18 protein-coding genes are annotated in these 25665 nt (G+C 70.1%); 9 read left to right on the forward strand and 9 right to left on the reverse strand.

The window, feature by feature from the left end; genetic code table 11:
- Positions 1–3: 3 nt before the first annotated feature.
- Positions 4–1416, reverse strand: a complete 1413-nt coding sequence (locus AB0I19_RS14655) for an LCP family protein (protein WP_357149372.1) — start codon at positions 1414–1416, stop codon at positions 4–6.
- A 192-nt stretch (positions 1417–1608) separates the two neighbouring features.
- Between AB0I19_RS14655 and rfbD the strand changes: the two genes are divergently transcribed.
- The 3 genes from rfbD to AB0I19_RS14670 are packed head-to-tail and all read left to right on the forward strand — an operon-like array spanning position 1609 to position 4488.
- Complete coding sequence (gene rfbD / locus AB0I19_RS14660) at positions 1609–2466, forward strand: dTDP-4-dehydrorhamnose reductase (protein WP_357148670.1); 858 nt, start codon at positions 1609–1611, stop codon at positions 2464–2466.
- A gap of 11 nt (positions 2467–2477) precedes the next feature.
- Positions 2478–3374, forward strand: a complete 897-nt coding sequence (locus AB0I19_RS14665) for a glycosyltransferase family 2 protein (protein ID WP_067491354.1) — start codon at positions 2478–2480, stop codon at positions 3372–3374.
- A gap of 34 nt (positions 3375–3408) precedes the next feature.
- Positions 3409–4488 (forward strand): NDP-sugar synthase, encoded by a 1080-nt coding sequence (locus AB0I19_RS14670; RefSeq protein WP_067491352.1) that lies wholly within the window; start codon positions 3409–3411, stop codon positions 4486–4488.
- 6 nt (positions 4489–4494) lie between these two features.
- On the opposite strand, the gene AB0I19_RS14675 is transcribed toward AB0I19_RS14670, so the two are convergent.
- Positions 4495–6072 carry a carboxylesterase/lipase family protein gene (locus AB0I19_RS14675; RefSeq protein ID WP_357148674.1) on the reverse strand — a complete coding sequence of 526 codons (1578 nt, stop codon included), beginning with the start codon at positions 6070–6072 and terminating at the stop codon, positions 4495–4497.
- A gap of 334 nt (positions 6073–6406) precedes the next feature.
- Between AB0I19_RS14675 and AB0I19_RS14680 the strand changes: the two genes are divergently transcribed.
- Positions 6407–6622, forward strand: coding sequence for a zinc ribbon domain-containing protein (locus AB0I19_RS14680; protein WP_067491348.1), 216 nt, complete (start codon positions 6407–6409; stop codon positions 6620–6622).
- Here the strand turns inward: AB0I19_RS14680 and AB0I19_RS14685 are convergent, their stop codons facing one another.
- From AB0I19_RS14685 to AB0I19_RS14700, 4 genes are all read right to left on the reverse strand, one after another.
- Entirely contained in the window at positions 6623–6898 is a 276-nt protein-coding gene (locus AB0I19_RS14685; protein ID WP_067491346.1) for a SelT/SelW/SelH family protein, read from the reverse strand.
- Positions 6899–6916: 18 nt separating this feature from the next.
- Positions 6917–7306, reverse strand: a complete 390-nt coding sequence (locus AB0I19_RS14690; RefSeq protein ID WP_357148678.1) for a YchJ family protein — start codon at positions 7304–7306, stop codon at positions 6917–6919.
- Positions 7307–7353: 47 nt separating this feature from the next.
- Positions 7354–7782, reverse strand: coding sequence for a hypothetical protein (locus AB0I19_RS14695; protein WP_245655268.1), 429 nt, complete (start codon positions 7780–7782; stop codon positions 7354–7356).
- Positions 7783–7930: 148 nt separating this feature from the next.
- Positions 7931–10408 (reverse strand): AAA family ATPase, encoded by a 2478-nt coding sequence (locus AB0I19_RS14700; protein ID WP_357148681.1) that lies wholly within the window; start codon positions 10406–10408, stop codon positions 7931–7933.
- Positions 10409–10800: 392 nt separating this feature from the next.
- Here AB0I19_RS14700 and AB0I19_RS14705 point away from each other — a divergent pair, with 392 nt between their 5' ends.
- The 5 genes from AB0I19_RS14705 to AB0I19_RS14725 all read left to right on the forward strand — a co-directional run bounded on the left by AB0I19_RS14705 (position 10801) and on the right by AB0I19_RS14725 (position 21036).
- Positions 10801–13755, forward strand: a complete 2955-nt coding sequence (locus tag AB0I19_RS14705; RefSeq protein WP_357148684.1) for an SWIM zinc finger family protein — start codon at positions 10801–10803, stop codon at positions 13753–13755.
- Entirely contained in the window at positions 13752–14852 is a 1101-nt protein-coding gene (locus AB0I19_RS14710; RefSeq protein ID WP_357148687.1) for an AAA family ATPase, read from the forward strand. Before AB0I19_RS14705 ends, AB0I19_RS14710 begins: the two co-directional genes overlap by 4 nt.
- A gap of 49 nt (positions 14853–14901) precedes the next feature.
- Positions 14902–17376, forward strand: a complete 2475-nt coding sequence (locus AB0I19_RS14715) for a DUF5682 family protein (protein ID WP_357148690.1) — start codon at positions 14902–14904, stop codon at positions 17374–17376.
- A gap of 157 nt (positions 17377–17533) precedes the next feature.
- Positions 17534–18697, forward strand: coding sequence for a VWA domain-containing protein (locus tag AB0I19_RS14720; RefSeq protein ID WP_067491339.1), 1164 nt, complete (start codon positions 17534–17536; stop codon positions 18695–18697).
- 68 nt (positions 18698–18765) lie between these two features.
- On the forward strand, positions 18766–21036 hold the full coding sequence (locus AB0I19_RS14725) for an ADP-ribosylglycohydrolase family protein (RefSeq protein WP_357148693.1): 2271 nt from the start codon (positions 18766–18768) through the stop codon (positions 21034–21036).
- A 197-nt stretch (positions 21037–21233) separates the two neighbouring features.
- Here AB0I19_RS14725 and AB0I19_RS14730 read toward each other — a convergent pair whose 3' ends face one another.
- From AB0I19_RS14730 to AB0I19_RS14740, 3 genes are read right to left on the reverse strand one after another with little or no spacing between them, the layout of a single operon-like run.
- Positions 21234–23765, reverse strand: a complete 2532-nt coding sequence (locus AB0I19_RS14730; protein WP_357148696.1) for an FtsX-like permease family protein — start codon at positions 23763–23765, stop codon at positions 21234–21236.
- A complete protein-coding gene (locus tag AB0I19_RS14735) occupies positions 23762–24538 on the reverse strand; it encodes an ABC transporter ATP-binding protein (RefSeq protein ID WP_357148699.1) in 777 nt (258 codons plus the stop codon). Before AB0I19_RS14735 ends, AB0I19_RS14730 begins: the two co-directional genes overlap by 4 nt.
- A 55-nt stretch (positions 24539–24593) precedes the next feature.
- On the reverse strand, positions 24594–25505 hold the full coding sequence (locus AB0I19_RS14740) for a hydroxymethylglutaryl-CoA lyase (RefSeq protein ID WP_357148702.1): 912 nt from the start codon (positions 25503–25505) through the stop codon (positions 24594–24596).
- Positions 25506–25665: the final 160 nt, after the last annotated feature.

Here is a 25665-nt window from a genome sequence, read left to right on the forward strand (position 1 = left end):
AGGTCAATTCACGCATTTCGGTCCGTTCTGGCCTGCGTCGATCGGCGGGGCGGGCGGTACTGGCGTGGCGGTCGCCGAGGATGTTCCGTCGAAATCGAACATGCCTGCCGCGGCCGAGCCGGGACCAGAGTAGTCGCTCGCCAGCACCACGCTCACCGAATCCGCCGACAGCGACGGATCCGCGACCACGGTCAGGCCGCCGAGTTCCTCGGCCACCGCGACGGCCTTGGGATCGGCGCTGTCGGCGGCGAGCACCCGGCTCGAGCTCACACTCCCCCCGGAATAGTTCCCGACCAGACCCTCGCGGAAACCCTTACCCGTCAACGCGGCCGCGACCTTGGCCGCCAGGCCCGTCGCGCCACCAGCGTTGAACACGCTCACCGTCACCGTGGACGGGTCGACCTTCTTCTCCTCGGCCGGTTTCTCCTCGCCGACCAGTCCGGCCACATAATCCTGCACAGCCTTCGGTTCCACCCGAACCACCGATTCGCCGTCGGCCGTCATGCTGTTCAGGTCGGCGACAGGAATGGTGTCGAACTCGACCTGGCCACCGGACAGGTCCTTGAGCTGCTGCAGGAAGGCCAGCACGTCCCAGTCGTCGTCGAGGACGACCGTGCGCCCGACGGCTTCGCTGATCTCGCTGAGCTTGCCGGGATCGGCCAGCGTCTTGGCATTGAGCAGCTGACCCACCAGCTGGGCCATGAACACCTGCTGACGCACGATCCGGTCGATGTCGCCGCGCGGCAGATCGTGGCGCTGCCGCACGAAACTCAAGGCCTGTGCGCCGTCGAGGCGCTGATTGCCCGCCGGGAACTGCGCGCCCGACATGTATTCGTCGACCGCGTTGTTCAGACACACCTCGACCCCGCCGACGGCATCGGTGAGCAGCACGAACCCGAGCAGGCTCACCTCGGCGTAGTGGTCGACGGTGACGCCGGTGAGATTGGCCACCGACTTGATCAGCGCCTGCCTGCCCGCCTTGGTCGAGTCGCGTTCGGCGTCGGCCTCGGCGTCGCCGTCGGCGAGCATCTTGGCGCGTTCGGTCTCTTTCGTCGCGCCGTAGGCGGAGTTGATCTTGGCCTTGCCCTGACCTGGAACGTCGACGTAGGAGTCGCGGGGGATGGAGATGGCGGTGGCGGAGCGGCCGTCGTTGGGGACGCGGACCAGCACGATGGTGTCGGTGTTGGTGCCCACTTCGTCGCCGGCGTGCAGCATGGCGCGTTCGGCGCTGGTGAGCGGATTGCCGTGGGCGTCGGTGCGGCTGTCGACACCGACCAGCAGGATGTCGACGGCGCCGTCGCGGCCGCCGCCGAGACCGAGCCCACCGATGCGTTCGATATTGGCGATCAGATTGTCGACGCTGCGCCAGGCGAACCCGGTGATCGCGAGCACCAGGACCGCCGCGATCGCCACCATCACCTTCGCCGGTCCCGCAGGCGTGGTGGCCGACGGTGATCCTGTCGACTCTCGCACTCGTGCTTCCTCTCGACCTCGCGGCGCCCCGCCCTGCACGCCTCCCCGCAAACCCCACTGTCGTGAACACAGGCTAACCAACAGTTACCACAGTCGGGCCGACCCGCAGGTGTTGCGGCGTGCCAGACTGGCCGCGTGAATGCCGATTTCCCCACTCGAGCTTCCCTGATCGTAACCGGCGCCGGTGGGCTGCTGGGGCGGGAAATCCTGCGTCTGGCCCCGCACGCACGTGGCCTCGGCCGGTCGCAGGTCGACATCACCGACCGCGTGGCGGTGGAGGCGATGCTCACACCCGGCGCGGTGGTGCTCAACTGCGCGGCCTACACCGCCGTCGACGCCGCCGAAATCGACCGCGACGCCGCGTTCGCCGCCAATGCCACCGGTCCGGCCGTGCTCGCCGCCGCCTGTACCGCCACCGGCGCACGGCTGATCCACGTGTCGACCGACTATGTGTTCCCCGGCACCGCGAGCACACCGTACGAACCGGACGACCCCACCGGGCCGGCGACGGTCTACGGCCAGTCGAAACTGGCGGGTGAGCGGGCCGTGCTCGACGGCTGCCCCGACGCGCAGGTCGTGCGCACGGCCTGGGTGTACGCCGGTGTCGAGGGGGATTTCGTCGCGACCATGCGCAGGCTCGAGCGCGAACGCGACACCGTCACCGTGGTGAACGACCAGCTCGGTTCGCCGACGAGTGCGATCGACCTGGCCGCCGCCCTGCTCGAGCTCGCCGGCCGCCCCGACGCACCCCGGGTGCTGCACGCGACCAACTCCGGCACCGCCACCTGGTTCGACCTGGCCGTCGCCGTTTTCACCGAGCTCGGCGCCGACCCGGCCCGGGTGCTGCCGTGCGATTCGAGCGCGTTCCCCAGACCCGCGCCACGCCCGCCCTATTCGGTGCTCTCACCCCGCGTTTGGAACGACGCGGGCCTGACCCCGATGCGGCCCTGGCGTTCCGCACTCACCGACACACTTCGCCGGTTGTCCGACTAGGCTGCGCACTCGTGAACGCAGCCGAATCCCCCGCCCCCGCCGGTCTGGCCGTCGTCACGGTGACCTATTCACCGGGCGAGCACCTCGAGCACTTCATCACCACCCTCGCCGACGCGACCAGCGAGAAGCCGCAGGTGATACTGGCCGACAACGGGTCGACCGACGGCGTGCCCGAGCTGGTGGCCGAGGCCAACGCGCACGTGCGGCTGCTGCGTACCGGCGGCAATATCGGCTACGGCGGCGCCATCAACCGAGCCGTCGCCGAGATCGATCCGTCGATCGAATTCGTGATCCTGGCCAACCCGGACATCCGCTGGGGAGTCGATTCCATCGACAAGCTGCTCGAGGCCGCGCAGCGCTGGCCGCGCGCGGGCGCCTTCGGGCCGATGGTCCGCGAACCCGACGGCAGCGTCTACCCCTCGGCACGGCGGGTGCCCGGTCTGGCCGACGGTGCGGGGCACGCGATCCTCGGCGCGATCTGGCCGAAGAACCCCTGGTCGGTGCGGTACCGGCAGGAGAACGAGGAGCTGTCGGAGCGCGTGGTCGGCTGGCTGTCGGGCTCGTGCCTGCTGGTGCGTCGCGCCGCGTTCGACACCATCGACGGCTTCGACTCGCGCTACTTCATGTACATGGAGGACGTCGACTTCGGCGACCGCATGGGCAAGGCGGGCTGGCACAATGTGTTCGTCCCGGACGCCGAGGTGACCCACGCCAAGGGCCACGCCGCGGGCAAGCACCCGGAACTGATGCTGCCCGCCCACCACGCCAGCGCCTACCGCTTCCAGGCCGACCGGCATCCGCACTGGTGGCAGGCGCCGCTGCGGCTCGCCTTGCGGGCCGGACTTGCGGTTCGCTCCCGGATTGCGGTTCGATCGGCGCTGCGTGAGAAAGCGCGAACCGGCGCCTGAGTAGGGCCGGTCCACTGTGAACAGGGGAAACTCGATGGCAGGCAATGCAGGCACCGACGCGGTCATCCTCGTCGGCGGACAGGGCACGCGGCTGCGTCCGCTCACCCTCTCGGCGCCCAAGCCGATGCTGCCGACGGCCGGGCTGCCGTTCCTGACCCACCTGCTGGCCCGCATCGCCGAGGCCGGGATCACCCACGTCGTGCTCGGCACCTCCTTCAAGGCGGAGGTGTTCGAGGAGCACTTCGGTGACGGTTCGGAGCTGGGGCTCGACCTGGAGTACGTCACCGAGACCGAACCGCTCGGCACCGGCGGCGGTATCCGCAACGTGCTGCCCAAGCTGCGCGCCGACAATGTGATGGTCTTCAACGGTGACGTGCTCGGCGGCACCGACCTCGGCGCGATCCTCGACACCCACGAGTCGACCAACGCCGATGTGACCCTGCACCTGGTCCGGGTGAGCGATCCGCGCGCGTTCGGCTGTGTGCCGACCGACGAGGAAGGCCGGGTCACGGCGTTCCTCGAGAAGACCCAGGATCCGCCGACCGACCAGATCAACGCCGGTTGCTACGTGTTCCGCCGCGAGTACATCGAGAAGATCCCGACCGGTCGCCCGGTGTCGGTGGAGCGCGAAGTGTTCCCCGCGCTGCTGGCCGAGGGTGCCCGCGTGCAGGGTCACGTCGATGCCTCCTACTGGCGCGATATGGGTACCCCGGAGGACTTCGTTCGCGGTTCGGCCGACCTGGTCCGCGGCATCGCCCCCTCGCCCGCGCTGCCTGGTCAGCGCGGTGAGTCGCTGGTGCACCCGAGTGCGGGGGTGGCGCCGGGCGCGCTGCTCATCGGCGGCACCGTGGTCGGGCGTGGCGCCGAGATCGGTGCGGGTGCGCGACTCGACGGTGCGGTGATCTTCGACGGCGCGGTCGTCGAAGCGGGCGCGACCGTGGAACGGTCGATCGTCGGTTTCGGCGCGCGGATCGGGCCGCGTGCGCTGGTGCGTGACGGCGTGATCGGTGACGGCGCCCAGGTCGGTGCCCGCTGCGAACTGCTGCGCGGAGCGAGGGTGTGGCCGGGCGTGGAGATCCCCGACGGCGGCATCCGCTTCTCCACCGACGTGTGACACTGCTCAGCTGAAGCCCACGGCGTGGTCGCCCCAGGCGGTGTGCAGTTCGGCGTCGGGATTGTCGACGACTCGGTCGATGGTGTCGATGAGCAAGGTGGTCCGGTCGGTGGGCAGATAGCGCGGCCAGTGCTTGGAACCGTCCAGTGCCGCGGGCACGCCGTGTTCGGCGAAGGCCAGCCAGCGGCGCTGCATCCGGCCCGACACCGCCAGCGAGACCTTGCGACCGCCGAGCCAGAAGGTGGGGTCGTGGTTGAGCGTGCCGAAATTGCCGAACACATAGGGCAATTCGGTGGCGTGGCCGGCACCGACCCGGGCCGCCTTCAACATCGGTGTCGCGTAGTCGAACCGGTACTTCCAGGTCGGTGAGTGCTGGGCGTGCCCTTCGGCGACCCATGCGGCGGGCATACGGAACGCGGCATCGGTCGACATGGCGAGCGCGCCACGGATCTTGGTGAGATCCGGGTACGCGGAGGTGATCTCGGCGATCCGTTCCGGCGACATCTCCGGGTGCGAGGCGGCGACGTCCTGCAGCATGGCGTTCACTGCGTCGGGCGTCACCGGCATGATCGGGGATTTGAGCACCCGGAACAGGGAGGCCTCGTCCTTGTTGCTGCCGATCAGCAACGGCACCCGATGGGAAAGACCCTGCTGGAAACGGTCGATCGGATAGGCGGGCAACAGGTCCCCGTCGACGACCGGGGCGGCGGCCAGCCTGCCCGGTTCCTTGGTCGGCACCTCGTCGAGCAGTACCGCGCCGACCTCCACGAGCTGTTCGATCGGCAGCTCGAGCAACCGATCCGTTTCGCCCGCACCGAGTTCCAGCAGTTCCAGGTACCGCTGGGCGACGATGGCGGCGCGTTCCTGCCCGAAAACCGTGGTGGCGGGCGGACTCTGGGCGATCGCCTTGTGGAACAACCCGTCGGCGGCCGGTGCGGTGAGCAGCGCGGTGACGCAGCCCGCGCCGGAGGATTCGCCGAAGACCGTCACATTGCCGGGGTCGCCGCCGAACGCGGCGATATTGTCGCGGACCCAGGCTAGGGCGGCCAGCTGATCGTGCAGGCCGAGGTTCGGGGTGAACTGGTCGCCGAAGGACGACAGGTCGAGGAAACCGAGTACCCCGAGCCGGTAGTTCACGGTCACGACCACCACGTCGCCCGCTTCGGCGAGTCTGCGCCCGTTGTAGATGGTCTGCGCGGCAGTGCCGAGGCAGTAGGCGCCGCCGTGCAGCCACACCATCACGGGGCGCGGTTCGTCGTCGCTGGGCTGGGGCCGGGGCGACCACACGTTCACCCACAGACAGTCCTCGCCCATCCGCAGATCCGAGTCGACGGGCACCATCGCGCCCATCGCCTGTGGTGCGATCTCACCGAAGACCGCGCAGTCGCGCACGCCCTCCCAGGGCTTCGGCGGCTCGGGAAGGCGGAATCGTGCCGGGCCGGCGGGTGCCTTCGCGTAGGGCACGCTGCGCCACACGGCGACCGGCCCCTCCCAGATTCCGCTGACCGTGCCGTACTCGGTGTGCGCCAGTGGTTCGGCTTCGTGGGTCCACGTGCCTTGGTCGAGATCGGGCTGAATGCTCATCGCACACCTCCTAGCCGGCGCGATCCACGAGTGCCTGTGCGTTTGCTCCCGTGGGCCGCAGCACCTGGTGACTCCTTACGAGAGTACGTCGACAGGCCACTGGCACGGCGCCAACGCACCATCTCCGCAGGTAACGGTTACTCGGCGGTACAGCTTCGGCCTCCTCACGGTGTCGTCGACGGGCGATCTGGGCTGCCGGGACCGCGTTCGGGCAGCGGGTTTCCGATCGACGTCAGCGCGGTGCGCGGCGAACCGCATCGCACCGGAATTCGATAGCTGTGAGTGTGCTGATCGGCCAGGTGTCGCTGCCGCCGTGGCGACTTACACTTGCCGCATGCCGAACTACAGCTTCCGGTGTCGCTCCTGCGGCGACACGTTCGAGGTGAACCGGCCGATGGCACAGTCCTCGGATCCGGCGTCCTGCCCGGCGGGCCACGACGACACCGTCAAACTGCTGACCACCTTCGCCACCGTGGGCCGCGGCGCCGCGCCGATGCCAGCGGCACAGCCCGCGGGTGGCGGATGCTGTGGTGGGGGCGGCTGCTGCTGATCAGTCGCGCCGGTCGACGTGCCCGAGGTCGCGCTCGGGTGCGATCCGGTCGCGAACGCGCTGCTTGAGCACCGCGATCTCGGGAAAGCCACCGTCGGCCTTGCGTTCCCACAGCTGATCGCCGTCGAGGGTGATCCGGAAGACGCCGCCCTCCCCCGGCACGAGCGCCACCTCGGCGAGATCGGTGCCGAAGGTGCTCAGCAGTTCCTGTGCCATCCAGCTCGCACGCAGCAGCCAGCGGCATTGGGTGCAGTATTCGATCGCGATGCGGGCCACCGGTGCAGTATCCCCGGTTCAGGCGGCGAACACACCGTCGAGGTACACCCAGGCGCCGTCGACGCGGACGAAGGTGCTCACCTCGTGCATGCTGTCGCGCGTGCCGTCGAGCCGGTAGTGGGCGATGAACTCGACGGTGCCGTTGTCGTCGAACGGTCCGCCGCGTTCGGTGCGCACGATCTCGAGGAACAACCAGCGCTGGTCGGGATCGAGTTCGAGGTCCTTCGGGCGGGTCTCCGGGTGCCAGGATCGCAGCAGGTAGTCGGTGTCGCCGACGACGTAGGCGGTGTAGCGCGAGCGCATGAGGGTTTCGGCGGTCGCCGCCGCGCGCACACCGGCCAGGATCGGGCCGCAGCAGGCATCGAACGGTTCGCCGCGCCGGCACGGACATGGTTTCGCTTCACCCATGGGGTCATCCTGCCGGGTGCGTGCGGGCGGCCGATCGCCGACCGTGCTCAGCCGAAGGTCTGGTGCGTCAACGGGACCAGTTCCAGGGCCCGCCACAATTCGGTCGTCTGGTCGCGCCAGCGGCGCAGGTCGGTGACGCTCGGCGCCATCTCGTAGTCGAGGTGGTGGGCCGCGCGCGAGAGCGCCGCCCAGAGCGCACCCACCTGGCCTGCGGTTTCGGGACCGGCATAGACGCGAAGAGCGAGCAGCTGGGCGCGCATCGGGCAGCGCATGAGTTCCGGTGCGATCTGAGCCCAGAGTTCGTCCACGGCTTGCTCCAAGGCCAACCGCAGGATCCAGGCGACGGCCCGCGACCACACTCCCCCGGCGTCCGAGACCGACCCGTTCAGCAGGTCGTCGGCGGCCGCCAACCGTTCGGCGACGGAAGGACGCGGGGTGAACTCGGCCCGCCGCGGCCTGCCACGACGGTTCACCACGGCCCGACCAGCCTTGCCGCACAACGACTCCCGGCCAACCGGTGCCCGCGCCCGAGCTGGGGTCGTCCCCGGCGGCGCGCACGATTTCGGTGCATCGCCACACCGAAGAGGTGGTCGAATGCGGGGCCGGGCCGGGCCGGATGCCCGTTCACGACCGCGCCATCGCCGGTTCGTGGGCGCGCAGCCAAGCGATGAATCGTTCGGTATCGCTGATCAATTCGCGCATCGGCCGGTCGATCGGCACGTGGGCGCCCGCGGTGGCGTCGCGCAGCACCCCGACGAGCCAGCGGCCACCGACCGCGCTGAGGTGCTTGTTCAGGTCGTCCACGCGGGCACGGGGACCCATGATGGCCAGGGTGATCATGGCGCGCGTGGTGTGCGCGTTGCGAACCCGACGCTCCACTTCGCCGTGCGCGAGCCCGGCGGCGAGCAGCTCGTGGCGCGCTTTCGCCAGCCCGGCGGCCTCGATGGCCGAACGGCAGCAGGTGGCGACGAGTTCGTCGGCGATCGCGGGCGGTAGTTGCGGTGTGCGCAGCAGGGATCGGGCGTCGTCGAGGTAGCGGCGCACCGGGTCGCCGGTCACCCGGACCTCGACGACGGAACGCTCGCGGCGCTGTACTTCGAGGACGGTGGCGTCGAGCTGCATGCGGCGCACGGCTTCGGCGAGGCGTTCGTCGTGGGTGAACACGACGACCTGCCTGGTGAGGGCGACCTCGGCGAGTACCCGGGCCAGTCCGTCGACCTTGGCCGGGTCCATCGCCTGCACCGGGTCGTCGATCATCACGAACCGGAACGGGCTGTGCGCCACCGTGGCTCGCGGCAGGAACAGCGACAGCCCGAGCGCGTGCAGCTCGCCCTGGCTCATCACGCCGAGCGCGGCGCCGTCCACCTCGTCGACGGTGACATCGAGAAGCACCCGCCGCGCCGTACCCGCGCTGCCCTGCAGCCGGATCGCCCCGAGCTCCACATTGCTCTGCTGACGCAGAGTGCTCCACACCCACCGCGCCGTCGCCTCCAGCGGCCGCATCCGTTCGCCACGGATGGTCGTCGTCGCCGACTTGAGCCAGTCCGCGGCTTTGCGCACGATCCGCAACTCGCCCGCGTCGGCCGCGACGGCCCTGGCCGGTTCGAGCCAGGCCAGGATGCGCGGGACCAGCGGCGACCACACCGCATCCAGGCGTTCGAGTTCGACGCGTGCATCGTGTTGCAGGGCGGCGAGTTCGGCGGCGAGGTCCTGGTAGGTCGTGCGGAGGCGGTCGGCCGACTGCTCGTCGTAGTCGGCGGTCGCGAGTGCGGCCCACTCGTCCCAGCATCGCCGGACCGCGTCGCGGCGCTTGCCGAGCACTTCCGATCGGATCGGCGCATCGGGCAACGGCGTGCCGGGTTTCACGGCCCGGTCAGTGGGCTGGGTCGCCGGAGCGAATTCCTCGGGCACCGGCGTCGGGAGGGCGCGAGCTGCCGCGAGCGCCGACTCGAATTCCGTTCGGGCGGAGCGTAGGGCGTCGAGATCGGCACCGCGCCTGGCTATCTCGGCGTCGGCGGCGGTCAACCAGTCGTCGCCCAGGTCGCCGCGGCCGCAGACCGGGCAGGGGCAGGCGCCCGCGGTGACGGCGTGTTCACGTGCGCGGGTGAGCAGTTCGAGGACGCGGAGGTCGGATTCGGCGTCGATCGTCGCGTGGGCGGACAGGTCGGCGGCGGCGCGGGCGAGCCGGTCGGCAACGTCGGCCACCTCCACCGGATCGGGCAGGGACAGGCGCAGGACGGCGCGCAGGCCCTCGGGTCCTTCGGCGCCGAGGACCGAGCCCGCCACCTCGGCCGCGATGGCGTCGAGGTCGGGGTCCGGGTCGCGGAGCAGGTCGGCGACGCGATCGGCGCGATCGTCGGCGACCTGGGCGAGTTCGTCGAGCAGGTCGGCGCGGTCTTGCCGCGAATTCTTCACGGCGCGTTCGAGTTCCAGCTTGCGCAGCCGGATGCTCTCGGCCGCCGCGGCGAGCTGGTCGAGACCGAGGAGTCGGTGCAGCGCGTCGAACAGGTCGCTCGGTTTGCCGTCGACGAGGGCGCCGAGCTCGCTGTAGGACAGGAACGGGCGATACAGGTCGAGGCGTTGACGCCTGCTCACCGGGTCTACGACGGCGGGCGGGGCGTCACCGCGCCGTTCGGTCCACTGCGCCTCGGTGAGTTCGGCGCCGGGTGCCCAGTGCGTCGCGACGGTGACCGCACCGCCGCCGGTGAGCAGCTCGACCTCGATCCGGGCGAGATCGGGTTCGTGCAGGTTGCGCCAACCTTCGCGCCAGGCGCTGGTGCGGCCGTCCCAGCGGCGATTGCCGCCGGTCAACGCGAATTCGGCGGCCTCGGCGAAGCTGGATTTCCCACTGCCGTTGCGGCCGACCACCAGGGTGAGACCGGGTCCGGGATTCAGCCGGAGGGTGGCGGTGGGGCCGATGCCGCGGAAGCCGTGCACGGTGACGGCGCGAAGGAAGACGCCCGTGTCACCGGCATCGGCGGTGTCGGCGGCATCGTCGACCTCGGTGAGCGCCGCGAGCACGCAATCGGCGACCCGGTCCTCCACAGCCGGGTCGGCGGCGAGCTCGCGCGCGACCACCTCGGTGATGCGGTCCGAGCACACTGGCGACACCCCCCTTCACGCCCCGAGCGCAACTGTGCCCGAAACGCTACCCGATCGCCGGGCGTTCGCCCAGGGGATGCGCTGCGCCCCAGCGAATCTGCCCGCGGGAGTGGAATGGCCATCGTGGCGCCGCGACCGGCCCTCGATGTCCACCCCTCGCCCACCCCGGCGGGCAGCTCGATGAGGTGCTCTCACCCGCGCTACGCTGCGTTGAGCGGCCCGGGCGGTCCGGTCGAGCCGAACAGGTCAGAATGCCAGAGTTCGCCCCACACAGCAAGAGGTGAGGCGCGAATTCTTCACGGCACCAGGGTTTTCCAGGCCCTTCACCGTGAACGGGCGAAGTTGTCGGTGGGCTCCGGTAGATATTTCGGCGACAGAGAACGGGGGAACCGATGACCGACACATCCGCGCTGTGGACCGAGGACCAGGTCCGTGCGCTCGCACCCGATGCGAGCTCGGTGGCTGCCGCGCGCAAGCTGGCGAGTCGCTGGCGCGACACCGGCGCCGAGGGGAACGCGGTGTGGGGGCTGTGCCAGGGCAGCGGGGCCAAGCCCTACCAGACGATCGTCGATCTCTCCGGTCCCGCGTACAAGTGTTCGTGCCCGAGCCGGAAGTTTCCCTGCAAGCACGCCCTGTCGTTGCTGCTGGCGTGGTCGAGCGGCGCGGTGCCGACGCGGGACGCGCCCGCCGACTTCGCGGCCGAGTGGCTCGCGGGCCGGGTCGCCAAGGCCACCGCAGCGCCGAAGGCCAAGTCGGCGCCGTCGGCCGCGGCGGTCGAGCAGCGGCGCGGCCGGGTGGCGGCGGGGCTGGCGGAGTTGCAGGTGTGGCTCACCGACCAGGTTCGCACCGGCCTCGCCCAGACCGACCGTTCCTATGCCGCCTACGAGGCCGTGGCGGCGCGCATGGTCGATGCCCAGGCACCCCGGATCGCGGAGGCACTGCGCAGGCTTCCCACGGCGGTGGCAACCACCGAACACTGGCCCGAGCTGCTGCTGCGCGAATACGCCCGGCTGCATCTGCTCGTCCTCGCCCACCGCACCCTCGACGCGTTGCCGGAACCGTTGCAGGCCGGTATCCGCTCCCACATCGGCTACCCGGTGCAGGCCGAGACCGTGCTCGCCGAACCGGCGGTGCGCGACCGTTGGCAGGTGCTCGGCATGCGGGTGAGCGAGGAGGAACGGCTCTACGCGCGACGCACCTGGTTGCGTGGCCGTGCAGGCGGCCGCTGGGCGCTGCTGATCGAACACTCCTTCGGCACACCGAATTTCACCGGCGAGGTGCCCGCACCGGGCAACGAGGTCGACGCGGAACTGCACTACTACCCCGGCCCTGTACCGCTGCGGGTGCAATGGGGTGCGCGCCATGGTGCGCCCGAACCGTTCACCACCGTCCCGGCCGCCGGTACCTCGATCGGCGATGTGCTCGACGCCTACGCCGCCGCGCTGAGCGAGGACCCGCTGGTGCGTTCCGTTCCGGCGCTGCTCACCGATGTGGTTCCCGCGATCGACGAGCACGGTTGGCATCTGGTCGATGCCGAGGGCACCGCGCTGCCCCTGCCCACCGGGGTTCGGCCGTGGCGGTTGGCCGCGGTGTCGGGTGGTCATCCGGTGACGGTGACCGGTCAGTGGTCGGCCGAGGGCTTCGACCCGGTGTCGGTGTTCAGCGCCGGCGAGGTGCACGACCTCGAGACCGAATTCCCCACCGGTTCCGCCGCGAGTCCCGAACTGGCAGAGCTGGTTTCGATCGCACTGCTCGGCACGGCTCGCCGTGGGCTCGACGGTGTGCATCTCGATCCGGCGGTCGCGGGCGCGGTGCCGCAACGTGGTGGGGACACCGCGACCAAACTCCTCGAGACCGCCGCGTTGCAGGATCTGTACCTGCGGGGCGGGCGGGTACCGGGCACGGCACCGAAACCCGAACCCGCGCTCGATGATCCGCGTCCGCTGCTGCCGCGCCGGTCGGCCAATCGGCTCGGCCGCCTGCTCCAGGAGAAGTCGGCGTTTCTTCCCGAATGGTTCGCCGCCGCCGAGCCGTTCGACTTCCGATTGCCCGAGGTGCTGTGTGTGCAGGCCTTGTCGGCGGCGTCGGATCCCGCGCTGCGTGCTCCGCTGCTGCGGTTGGCCGGGCGGCGCGGGCGGTGGCTGGCGGCGCGTAATCCGGCCTGGTCGAAGCTGGTCGACGAGTTTCCCGTCGATCGGGCATTTTCCGGGGAGAGCATTGCGTCCCGCCACGAATCGTCGGTGGGGACCGATGATCCGACCGCTGCGGATTCGCCTGTGGTCGACGGCGATTCCGTCGAGTTCGCTGCCTCGGACGAGGTGTGGCTGTTCGGCACTCCGGGTGAACGCAAGGACTGGTTCGCGAACCTGCGCCGGGTCGACCCGGCGCGTGGCCTCGAGGTGCTGACCAGCGCGTGGCCCAAGGAATCGGGGTCGATCAAAGCCGAACTCCTCGGCCTGCTGGGCATCGGTGCGAACGCCGCCGACGAAGACCTTTTGGAACGGGCGCTCGACGACCGGCGCGGCGACGTACGCCGGACTGCCGCCGGTCTGCTCGCCCGGCTCCCCGATTCCGCCTACGGCGCCAGGATGACCGCGCTGCTCACGGCGTGGGTTCGGGTCGGCTCAGACGGCGGGCTCGAGGTGGATGTCCCCGGCGACGTGGGCGCGCAAGCCCGCCGCGACGGCATCACCGACGGCACCGAACAGCCCAAGCTGCGCTGGGACACCTCCGACGCATCGGCGCAGACCCTGCACCAGGTCATCGCCGCGGCACCGCTGTCGGCGTGGACGCGGATCCTGGGCACCAGCCCCGAGAACACCGCCGCGACAGCACTCGCACTCGCACTGCCGGTGCGCTATGCCAAGGCGATCGTCGACGGCTGGGTCGACGCCACCCTCGCCGCCCGCGACACCATCTGGGCGCGTGAGCTTTTCGCCGGGGCGACCCCGACCGAACAGGCGGTGCTGCGCCGCCGCGAACTGTTCACGCTGCTCGATCCCGCCGACCGTGTCGAGCACGTGCTCGACCTGGACGCGCATCAGCTCACCGAACTGCACGCGATCCTGCCCGGACTCGACCATCCCTGGCCGGACCGGGTCGCCGCCCACGTACTGCGACTGCTCGGCGAACGCGCCCGCACCACGGCACGTCACCCGCATTCCGGTGCGGGTGTCTATACCGATCGCGCCCTGCTCACCGCGGCAGGCGTCCACCTCCCCGTCGGCCTCGCCGCCCGCGTCACCGCGCTGGCCGAGGCCACCGACGACCCCGCCTGGCATCAGGCCTTCCGCACCCTCGCCACCGATCTCACCGAACGCGCCACCATGCTCGAGGAGCTGTCATGACGACGACCGAATCCGCAACCACCCTGCTGCGCCCGCACGCCGAGCAGGCCTTCGCCGACGAGCTCACCGCGCTGGCGCGCGTCGACGACCGGCCGCGTCCGCCCTCGTGGAAGTTGTCGCCGTGGGCGGTGGTCACCTATGTGCTCGGCGGCACGCTGGCCGACGGCACGGTCGTCACACCCAAGTACGTCGGTCCCCGCAGGCTGATGGAGGTGGCCGTGGCGACGCTGGCCACCGATCGGGCGCTGCTGTTGCTCGGCGTGCCCGGTACCGCGAAAACCTGGGTGTCGGAGCATCTTTCGGCGGCCATCAGTGGTGAGTCGACCCTGCTGGTGCAGGGCACCTCGGGGACGGCGGAAGAAGCCATCCGATACGGCTGGAACTACGCGCGGCTGCTCGCCGAGGGACCGAGCGATGCGGCGCTGGTGGCGTCGCCGGTGATGACGGCCATGCGCACCGGCGCGATCGCCCGGATCGAGGAACTGACCCGTATCCCCTCGGATGTGCAGGACGCGCTCATCACCATTCTGTCCGAGAAGACGCTTCCCGTCCCCGAGCTCGGTGCGGAGGTGCAGGCGGCCAAGGGTTTCAATGTGATCGCCACCGCCAACGACCGCGACCGGGGTGTCAACGATCTGTCCTCGGCGCTGCGCCGCCGCTTCAACACCGTCGTGCTTCCGCTGCCCGCCGACGAGGATTCCGAGGTGGCGATCGTCAGCCGCCGGGTCGAACAGCTCGGTGCGGCACTCGAGTTGCCGACGGTCCCGGCCGCCGCCGAGGAGGTGCGGCGCGTGGTCCGGGTGTTCCGTGAGCTGCGATCGGGCATCACCGCCGACGGGCGAACGAAGCTGAAGTCGCCGTCGGGCACGCTGTCCACCGCCGAGGCGATCTCGGTGATCACCAACGGTCTCGCCCTGTCCGCCCACTTCGGTGACGGCGTGCTTCGCGCCTCCGACATCGCGGGTGCCGTACTCGGTTCGGTCATCAAGGACCCGGTTGCCGATGCGGTGATCTGGACCGAATACCTCGAGGCCGTCGTCCGTGAACGCCCCGACTGGGCCGATTTCTACCGCGCCTGCCGCGACATCGCCGGCTGACACCCGCGCGACGGGGAGGACGGATCACACAGCACACATGGGGTTTTCGATGAGCGAACAAACAGGCGGTACCCGGCCGGATCAGGCGCGGGACGAGCCGGCGGCCGGTGAACCCGTGACGCGGGTGTTCGGTATCCGTCATCACGGGCCGGGGTCGGCACGGTCGTTGGCGCAGGCGCTCGAGGAGTTCCGGCCGGACACGATTCTCATCGAGGGGCCCGCCGACGCCGATCCGCTCGTCGGTTTCGTCGCCGCCGACACGATGAGCCCGCCGGTCGCCCTGCTGGCCTACGTCCCGGATTCGCCCGCCCGAGCCGCATTCTGGCCCTTCGCGGTGTTCTCCCCGGAGTGGCAGGCCATGCGCTACGGCGTCGACAACGGTGTCCCGGTCCGCTTCTGCGACCTGCCCGCCACCAATGTCCTCGCCATCGAGGACGACACCCGCGTCGACCGCACCGACCCACTGGCGGCCCTCGCTTCGGCCGCGGGTTTCGACGACGCCGAACGCTGGTGGGACGCGGTCGTCGAATCCGTCCCCGACACCGCTGCTTTCGACGCCATCACCGAAGCCATGGCGGCTCTGCGCGAAGACGCCCCGACCAGCACGAACTCGGCCGCACCCACGGCACCGACCCGCTCGGCAGACCCGGATGCGCCGGCTGGCACAGCCGAACCCGCCACGCCGATCGGCTCGGGCCGGCCCGCGACCCGCACCGAAGCGGACGACCTGGCGACATCGACTGATCCGCTGACGTCGTCGGACAGGGAGTCGGTGGAGAGTGCGGGGCTCGAGCACCTCCTGCCCGAAGCGGTGGGGGCCGGGCCGCTGGTGGTCGACGAGCACACCTTGCGGCGCGAGGCGTACATGCGTCAGACGATGCGGCAGGTGCTCAAGGGCGGGGCTCGTCGGGTGGCGGTGGTGTGCGGGGCGTGGCATGCACCCGCGCTGGTGGGGCCGCTGGGTCCGGCGGCGCCGGATATGCGTCTGCTGAAGGGACTTCCGAAGACGAAAGCCGCTCTGACCTGGGTGCCGTGGACGCACTCCCGGTTGGCATCTGGCTCGGGGTACGGGGCCGGGGTCACCTCACCCGGCTGGTATCACCACCTGTTCACCGAGACCGAGCGGCCGGTGGCGCGGTGGTTGACGAAGGTGGCAGGGGTGCTGCGCGCACACGACCTTCCGGTGTCGAGCGCGCACATCATCGAGTCGGTTCGCCTGGCCGACACGCTCGCCGCGCTGCGCGGCAGGCCGCTAGCCGGATTGTCGGAGGTCACCGAGGCCGTGCGGTCGGTGATGTGCGGCGGGGACGAGACCATGCTGCGGCTGGTCGTCGACGAGCTCGTCGTCGGCGAAACGCTCGGTGCGGTGCCGGAGAACACGCCGACCGTCCCGCTGGCCGCCGATCTGCGGGCACGCATCAAGACCCTTCGGCTCAAGCAGGAAGCCCTCATCCGCACGGTCGACCTCGACCTGCGTAAGGAACGCGACGTCGAACGCTCGCACCTGCTGCACCGGCTGCGGCTGCTCGGCGTCGAGTGGGGCACCCCGACCGTCGGCGAGGTGCGCAGCACCGGCACCTTCCGCGAAACCTGGTCGCTGCGTTGGGAACCCGAGTTCGAGGTGCGCATCGTGGAAGCTGCCGTGTGGGGCACCACCCTGCGCACGGCGGCGGAAGCCAAGATCCTCGACACCGCGAGCCGCGACGGCGTGTCGGTCACCGAACTCGCCGACGCGCTGGAGACGGCGCTGCTCGCCGACCTCGGCGGCGCCACCGACGGTCTGATCGCCCGCCTGGAAGCGGCCGCTGCCCTCGACCACGACGTCACCCACCTGCTCGGCGCCCTGCCCGGCCTGACCCGCACCCTGCGCTACGGCGACGTGCGCGGCACCGACACCAAGGCGCTCGAGCACGTGGCCGACGGCCTGCTCGTCCGCATCTGCGCCGGTCTGCCGGGTGCGGTGACCGGCTTGGACACCGACGCCGCCGAGGCGCTACGCCGTCAGATCGATGCCGCCCACACCGCCGTCAGCACCCGCGACGACACCCGCTCGACCACCGAGTGGCTGGCCACCCTGCACCGCATCGCCGACCGCGACGACGTGCACGGCGCCATCGGCGGGCGCGCCGTTCGGCTGCTGTGCGACGCCGAACGCATCGACGACGCCGATTCGGCGCGCCGGCTCTCGGCGGCCCTGTCGGTGGGCAACACCCCCGCGGCCAAGGCTGCCTGGATCGACGGGTTCCTCGGGGGCCGAGGACTCCTGCTCGTCCACGATCGAGATCTGTTGCGCCGCATCGACGACTGGCTGCGCGAACTCCCCGAAGACCAGTTCGTCGCCACCCTGCCCCTGCTGCGCCGCACCTTCGGTTCCTTCGAATCGGGCGAACGCCGCGCCATCGGCCAGGCCCTGCGCGACACCGGCCCCGCACCGGCCACCGCCGCGAACGCTACGGCCGTCGACCCGGCGCGCGGCCAGCTGGCCCTGCGCGCCGCCGCGAGCATTCTCGGCGCCGCCGGATGAGCGCAGTCTTCGCCTTCCCGGCAACAGCCGCCCGTACGACGAGCGGGGGTACGCGCGTCGATTCGGCCACCGCTTCACGATCTCCGGACATCGCGTCTCGAGGCGCGAGTCCTCACCCCGCCCGACGAACCCGGCTCGATCATCAGGAGCGTCAACCATGACCGGTAACGACGAAACTCATGCGCGCCGTTGGCGTCTCGTGCTCGGCTCCGCCGCCGAGGAACAACTCGGTGGACTGGGCTCGGGTGCGGATCAAGCCATGGATCAGGCACTGAGCGCGTTGTACAACACCGGTGAGGCCGGCACGTCGGCGAAAAGGTCCGGCGGGCTGGGTGGTTCGGCTCCCCGGGTGGCGCGCTGGCTCGGTGACATCCGCACCTACTTTCCCGCCACCGTGGTCGAGGTGATGCAACGCGACGCGGTGCAGCGGCTCAACCTCACCCAGCTGCTGCTGGAACCGGAACTGCTGGAATCGGTGGAACCCGACGTGCACCTGGTCGGTACGTTGCTCGGTCTCAACCGGGTGATGCCCGAGACCACCAAGGCGACCGCCCGCATGGTGGTGGAGAAGGTCGTGCGCGAGATCGAGCGACGCATCGCGGCCAAGACGGTGGCGGCCGTATCGGGCGCGGTCAACCGGGCCGCACGCACCCACCGTCCGAAACTGCGCGATATCGACTTCGACCGGACCATCCGCAAGAACCTGGCCAACTACCTGCCCGAACACCGAACCATCGTGCCCGAGCGACTCGTCGGGTACGGCCGCAAGTCGCAGGCGATCCAGCGCGACGTGGTGCTCGCGATCGACCAATCGGGGTCGATGGCGGCCAGCGTGGTCTACGCCTCGGTGTTCGGTGCGGTGCTGGCCTCGATGCGGTCGCTGAAGACCTCGCTGGTGGTGTTCGACACCGAGGTCGTGGATCTCACCGAGCAACTCAGCGACCCGGTCGACGTACTGTTCGGCACCCAGCTCGGCGGTGGCACCGACATCAATCGCGCCATCGCCTACTCCCAATCGCTCATCACCCGGCCCACCGACAGCCTGTTCGTGCTCATCTCCGACCTCTACGAGGGCGGGGTGCGCGAGGAGATGCTGCGCCGGTGCAATGCGATGAAGGAGTCGGGCGTGCAGGTGGTGGTGCTGCTCGCGCTCTCCGACGAAGGCGCACCGGCCTACGATCACGACAACGCGGCGGCGCTCGCGGCGCTCGGCATCCCGGCTTTCGCCTGTACACCGGACAAATTCCCCGACCTGCTCGCCACCGCGCTCGACCGCGGCGACATCACCCGGTGGGCGCACACCCACGCACCGGCGGTGTGACAACGACTCGGCGAGGGCACGCGACCGATTAGGCTGCCAACGATCGGATTCGGTGAACGGGGTGAGCGATGGTGCGGCGCGGGGCGGTTTTCGCCGGTTTCGTCATCGAACGAGAGCTGGGGCGCGGCGGGATGGGCGCGGTGTACGCGGCGAAGGACCGTAGGCTGCCACGCCTCACCGCGCTCAAGCTCATGCATCGGGAGTTGTTCGCCGACACCGAGATCCGGGCCAGGTTCGAGCGTGAAGCCGATGTGATCGCCCAGCTCGATCACCCGAACATCATCACCGTCTACGACCGTGGCGTCGAGGACGAACGGTGCTGGATCGCCATGCAGTTCGTCGACGGAACGGACGCGGCGGCGGTACCGGCGGCGGAGTTCGGGACCGACCGCATCGCCCAGATCGTCACCCAGACGGCGGGCGCGCTGGATTACGCGCACCGCCAGGGTGTGCTGCACCGGGATGTGAAGCCGGCCAATATCCTGCTCTCGCGCACGGCGGGCGTCGGCGCGGGTTTCGACGAACGGGTGGTGCTCACCGATTTCGGGATCGCCAAGCTCCTCGACGACACCGGCGGACTGACCCGCACCGGCCAGTTCACCGCCACCATCGCCTACGCCTCCCCGGAGCAGCTCAGCAGCGAACCACTCGACGGACGCGGCGACCAATACTCCCTGGCCTGCACCGTTTTCCGGCTCCTCACCGGCACCGGTCCCTACGACGCGCCCAACCCCGCCACCGTCATGCTCGGCCACCTCAACGCCGCACCACCCTCGGCGAGTTCGCGACGTACCAGCCTCCCCGCCGCCGTCGACGCGGTCCTGGCCAAAGCCCTCGCGAAGAACCCGGCCCACCGGTTCCCCACCTGTACAGCCTTCGCGACCGCGCTCACCGAGGCGCTCCGCCGGCCCCCGCACACGGGTCAGCAACCAGCAGTGCGGCCGCACACCGGTGACCACCCGCAGACACACCGCCGCAGCGACCCCACCGCCGTCAGCAGGCCCGTGCACCACGGCGCGGCCGCTCGCCCCGCCACCGGAACGGAAACACCCACCGCGAACCCGACCGTGTCCCCGGTGATCCTCTCCGGCACCGCCGATGGTTCGCCATCGCGACCGCACGCGTCCCCGGCCACGCGAAAACCGCCCTCGGACAGCGGCAACGCCCAGCGCACCGGTACCGCACAGTCGCAGGGCCCGGCCGAATGGCTGAACGCCGTCCACGGCTGCCTGATCGGTGGCGCGATCGGGGACGCACTCGGTGCGCCGATCGAGACCATGTCCCTGCGCAAGATCCGCGACGAGTACGGCTACCTCGGGGTGACCGACGAGGCCGACCAGCTCCGGATCTCCGAGGAGACGCAGCTGACCGCGTTCACCGTGGAGGCCCTCATCCGGGGCTCGGTGCGCGCGCGGGCCAAGGGCATCGGGGGTGCGACGCTCGGTCTGCTACAGCAGGGAATGCTCGTGTGGTTGCGCGGGCAGGTGGGTGAGCTGCCCGAGCAACCGACCGCCCTGCACAGTTCCCTGGCCGGTCATCGCGAGCTGGTCGAGCAGCGCGGCGTCGCGAATTCGGTGTACACCTCGCTGCGTGCGGTGGCCGAGCGGCGGGAGCCGACGAACCCGCTGGGCACCCGCGACCGGCCGATCAACAATTCCAAGGGCAGCGGCGCGCTGATGCGGTCGGCTCCGTGCGGATTCGGTTACGCCGCCGACCGTTCCGGTGCCGCGCTCACCGCCATCTTCGAATTGGGCTGCGACACAGCCGCTCTCACCCACGGGCACCCGAGTGGCTGGCTGCCCGCGGGCGTGCTGGCGGCGCTGGTCTATCAGATGAGCCGGGGAATCGGCACCAAGACCGCACTGGACCGGGCACTGGCCGAACTAGCGACCTACCCGCACCACGAGGAGACGACGGCCGCCCTCGAAGCGGCGATCACCCTGGCCGCCCGTACAGCACGGCCCGCGCGCGTGCCAAGGCCCGAAGACCTCGAGACCCTCGGCGAAGGCTGGATCGGCCCCGAGGCACTCGCGATCGCCGTCTACGCGATGCTGGCGGCGGAGACGGTCGGCGGACCCGGGCACGTGATCGTTCGCACCGGGCTGCTGTTGTCGGTGAACCACTCCGGCGACAGCGATGCCACCGGCTCGATCGCGGGCAGTCTGCTCGGCGCGCGCTATGGCCGCGGCGCCCTGCCGCATCGCTGGTCGCGCACGGTCGACGCCCGCCCGGTACTCGAACGTCTGGCCACCGACTACTGCACCGAATTCGGCCTCACCCCACCACGAGACGAACACGGCCGGCCCACCCGCGACTGGTCCTCCACCTACCCGGCCTGACCGCCGGCGATCGCGGACGACACGGCACCGGCGTCGGCTCGGCCTGGACACGGCGGTCGGGCCCCAGCAGCTGCAGACCAGCATGCGTCGCCGATCTGCCTGCCACTGAGCCGGTACCTCCCGCAGCCGGACGCGCACAGCGACAGCATTCGGGCCTCCGGAAAGTGTCTCCGAAGGCCCGAAAATGCTTGGTGCTCCTACAGATCCGCGATAGCCGCCAGCGGTGGCGTGCGCGCGGCCCGCACACCCGGCCACACCGCCGCCAGCACACCGACCACACCCGAGGCGATCAACATCGCCACCAACTGCGACCACGGGATATCGATCTGATCGATGCCCATGTCGCGCAAGGTGCGCAGGAATCCGACGCCGAGGGCAACGCCGAGAAGCAGTCCGACGATGGCGCCGAAGATCGCGATCAACATGGATTCCAGGTAGATCGTGCGGCGTATCTGCGAACGCTGGGTGCCAACGGCGCGGAGCATGCCGATCTCCCGGCGACGTTCCACCACCGACAGGGCGAGGGTGTTGATGATGCCGAGCACCGCGATCACCACTGCCAGCGCGAGCAGACCGTAGAGAATGGCGAGCAGCGTATTGATCTGCTGGCCCTGGGCGCCCTTGAACTGTTCGTGGTCCTGGACCTGAACCACGGCGAACGGCTCGGTGGCCTTCTCGAGGTTGGCCCGCATGGCGGTGAGATCGGCGCCAGGCACCGCCTTCACCAGCACGATCACGTTGGTGCGCAACTTCTGCGGCATCAACTGCTCGTAGAGGCGCGGGTCGACGACCATCGAACCGAGCAGGGGCGAGTCGGCGTAGATGCCACCGACGGTCAACTCGAGCTGGGCATTGTCGAGGCTGGTGATGGTCACCTTCTCGCCGAGCTCCCAACCACGGTCGGCCGCTTCGGTTTCGCCGACCAGCATGCCCTTCTCCGCGATGGTGCTCGAGCCTTCGCGCATCTCGATGTCCATCACCGGGTCGATCGGACCGTCGAGCGTGGTCGCCCCGACCCGTTCGTCGCCGAGCCGGAACCCGACCGCCCGGATACCGGTGACATCACTGACCTGCGGAACCTGCTGGCGCACCGCGTCGACCGCGCCGATCGCCGCACCGATCATGGGCGGACCGGCCAGCACGTATTCGGCCTTCACACCCTTGTCGATGAGCACGTCCACGCTGGTTTTCGCCGACGCACCGAGGATGCCGATGGCCGAGACCAGCATCAGACCCAGCGTCAGCGCGAAGGCGGTGGCGGCGGTGCGGCGCGGATTGCGCACCGCGTTGTTGCGCGCCATCCGGCCCATCGGCCCGAACGGCCGGGTCAGCACACCCAGCACCACCACCACGGGCCGCGACAGCGCGGGCGCGGCGAGCAGTACGGCCAGGATCAAGCCGAGCGCACCGACTCCGACGGTGATCGCCGCACTCTTGCCCGTGCCCTGCGCACCGAGATACACCAGCACACCGCCCGCCACGGCGAGCACCGCACCGATGACGGTACGCACCCGCAACGACTCACCAGCGCTGGCGAATTCGGATCGCATCGCCTCCACCGGCGGCACCTTCGCGGCGCGGCGGGCGGGCGCGTAGGCACTGGCCACCGTCACCAGCAACCCGACGAGCAGGGCGACGATCGCGGTGCGCGGCAACACCGTCAGCGAACCGGTCGGCAGACCGAGATCGAAGGCATTGAGCAACGCCGACAACCCGAACGCCAGCGCGATGCCCGCCGCCAAGCCGATCGCACTGCCGATCAGCCCGATCACCACGGCCTCGGCGACCACGGACCGGCCCACCTGCTGACGGCTCGCCCCGATCGCGCGCAGCAAGGCGAGTTCACGCAACCGCTGCGCGACGATCATCGAGAAGGTGTTGTAGATGATGAACGTGCCGACGATCAGCGCGATCGCACCGAACGCCAGCAGGAAGTAGTTGATGAAGGTGAGCGCCTCGGAGATCTCCTTCTTCATGTCCTCGCGGACCTCGTCGGAGTTCTGCACCTTCAGGTTCGGCAGGCCGACGGCGAGCCGATCACGCAGGTCGTCGGCCGAAACACCCGGTGCGGCACGGACATCGGCGTAGGCCACGTAGTTGCCGTCGGTGAACAGCTTGCGACCCTGCGGTTCGGTGAACATCACCGCCACCACCCCGCCGCCCTCGGCGCCCGGCATCTCGTAGATACCGGTGAGCGTCACCTCGAACGGGTCGCCCTTGGACGGGACGAGCACCTTGGTCTTGTCACCGACCTTCAGCCCGGCCTTCTCGGCACCACCGGTGTTGAGCGCGATCTCGCCCGTCTGCGACGGCGGCGCACCCGCGACGAACTTCTCCGGTTCCTCGACGGCCTTGTCCGGCGGCAGGTACGACAGGCCGAAGCTGGGGGCGCCACCGGTCTGGACGGCCTTCTTGCCGTCGGGTTGCAGCAGCACGACCGGGCCGTTCACCGCCGGGGCGACGCGATCGACACCGTCGGCCTTGGCCAGCGCGGCGACGATATTGTTCGGCACGCCCAGCGACTGCTGGTCCTTCGGGCCCACGCGCACATCGACGCCCTGGGCCTGGCCCGCGAAGATCCCGTCGAAGGTGCGCTGCAGGGTGTCGGTGAACACGAACGACCCGGAGATGAACGCGGTGCCCAGCACCACGGACAACACCGTCAAGGCCAATCGCACCTTGTGCGCGGCGAGATTACGCAAGGCAACCTTGCGCATCGGGTTGCTCATTTGGTCTCCAGCGCCTTCATCCGGTCGAGGATCGAGTCCTGCGTCGGATCGCGCAGCTCGTCGACGATGCGGCCGTCGGCGAGGAACACCACCCGGTCGGCGTAGGCGGCCGCGCGGGGGTCGTGGGTGACGATCACGACGGTCTGGCCGAACTCGTCGACCGAGGCGCGCAGGATCGAGAGCACCTCACCGGAGGAATGCGAGTCGAGGTTGCCGGTCGGTTCGTCACCGAAGATGATCTCCGGTTTGCCGACCAGGGCGCGCGCACACGCCACTCGCTGCTGCTGACCACCGGACAGTTCGCTCGGCCGATGGGTGAGCCGGTCGGCCAGCCCGAGCCGCTTCACCACGGTGTCGAGCCAGTCCTGGTCGGCCTTGCGGCCGGCGATGTCGAGCGGGAGGGTGATGTTCTCCAGCGCGGTGAGCGTGGGAACCAGGTTGAACGCCTGGAAGACGAATCCGATGCGGTCGCGGCGCAGCGCGGTCATCTGTTTGTCGGACAGACCGGTGAGCGCGGTGTCACCGATGCGGACCTCGCCCGCGCTGGCGCTGTCGAGCCCGGCCAGGCAGTGCATGAGGGTCGATTTGCCCGAACCGGACGGTCCCATGATGGCCGTGAACTGGCCGCGCGCGAAGTCGGTCGACACCCCGTCGAGGGCCTTGACCTGGGTATCTCCCGAGCCGTACAGCTTCACCAGGTCCTGCGCTGCGGCGGCGATCTCGGTAGCGGCCGCCGACTCGACGGCCTCGGTCCCCATGGGGTGTGAAGTCATGGTGTCCAGTCTGGCGGCCGACCGCCACCGGCGCCATCCGGGATCCCCCCGATACCTACCGGATGACCCACTCGAAGGCGTCGGCTTTCGACCGCGCTCCCTCGGCGGTGCGCGAGCGGTTGGGTTCGCCCAGTTCGCCGAGCAATTCCTCGGTCAGCCCGACCAGCCGCGCCAGCGTCTCGGGATCGAACCAGGACGGGCGGGTGGCGAACAGGATGTCCTCGGTCGCGGTGTTGCCGCTGGCTCCCGGTGCGAACGGGCACCCGCCGAGGCCGCCGAGGGCGCCGTCGACCATCTCCGCGCCCGCGTCGATCGCGGCGAGGGTGTTGGCCACGCCCATGCCCCAGGTGTCGTGCCCGTGGAAGACGATGCGGCGCGGCGGGGTGGTGCCGCGTACGGCGCCGACCAGCGCGCTCACCTGGCCGGGTGCGGCCTGGCCGAGGGTGTCGGCGAGGACGATGTCGGTGGCGCCTTCGGTGCGTGGGTCGCGGGCGATGGCCAGCACCCGTTCGGGATCGACGGGTCCGTCGAACGGGCAGGTGAAGCTGGTGGCCAGGCACAGCTGGATCGAGCCGTTCGCCTCGTGCGCCAGCCGGATCGCGTCGGGCATCGCGGCCACCGAGGTCTCGGTGTCGCGCCCGATATTGGCCTTGTTGTGGGCGTCCGACACCGAGAAGCAGTACTGGAAGTTGCGTGCCCCCGCCTCGGCGGCCTTCTCCACATGCCGTGGCGTGGCCACCCACACCCAGCATTTCGCCAGCTCGTCAGGGGTGAGGGCGGCGATCAGCTCGAGCGAGTTGGCCATGGGCGCGACCAGATCGGGTCGGGCCATCGAACCGATCTCGAGCGCGGGCACACCGGCGGCCAGCAACCGGCGCACCACGTCGATCTTGTACTCCACCGGCAGCACCTTGCCGGTGAGCTGCAACCCGTCACGCAGGGTGACATCGCGCAGCAGCGCGGTCATCGCCGGTGCTCCGGTTCCTGCGTGGGCACGCACATCACCCCGCCGCACGGTTTGTCACCGACACTGGCCGGAGTCGGATGCACTGTCGGACGCACATGGCCCGGGCCGCGCGGTTCCCACTTGCTGCGCACCGGCGGGCGGCGCCGACCGTGTACTCGTC

This window comes from Nocardia sp. NPDC050413, from assembly GCF_040655475.1.
Classification (GTDB): Bacteria; Actinomycetota; Actinomycetes; order Mycobacteriales; family Mycobacteriaceae; genus Nocardia; species Nocardia coubleae.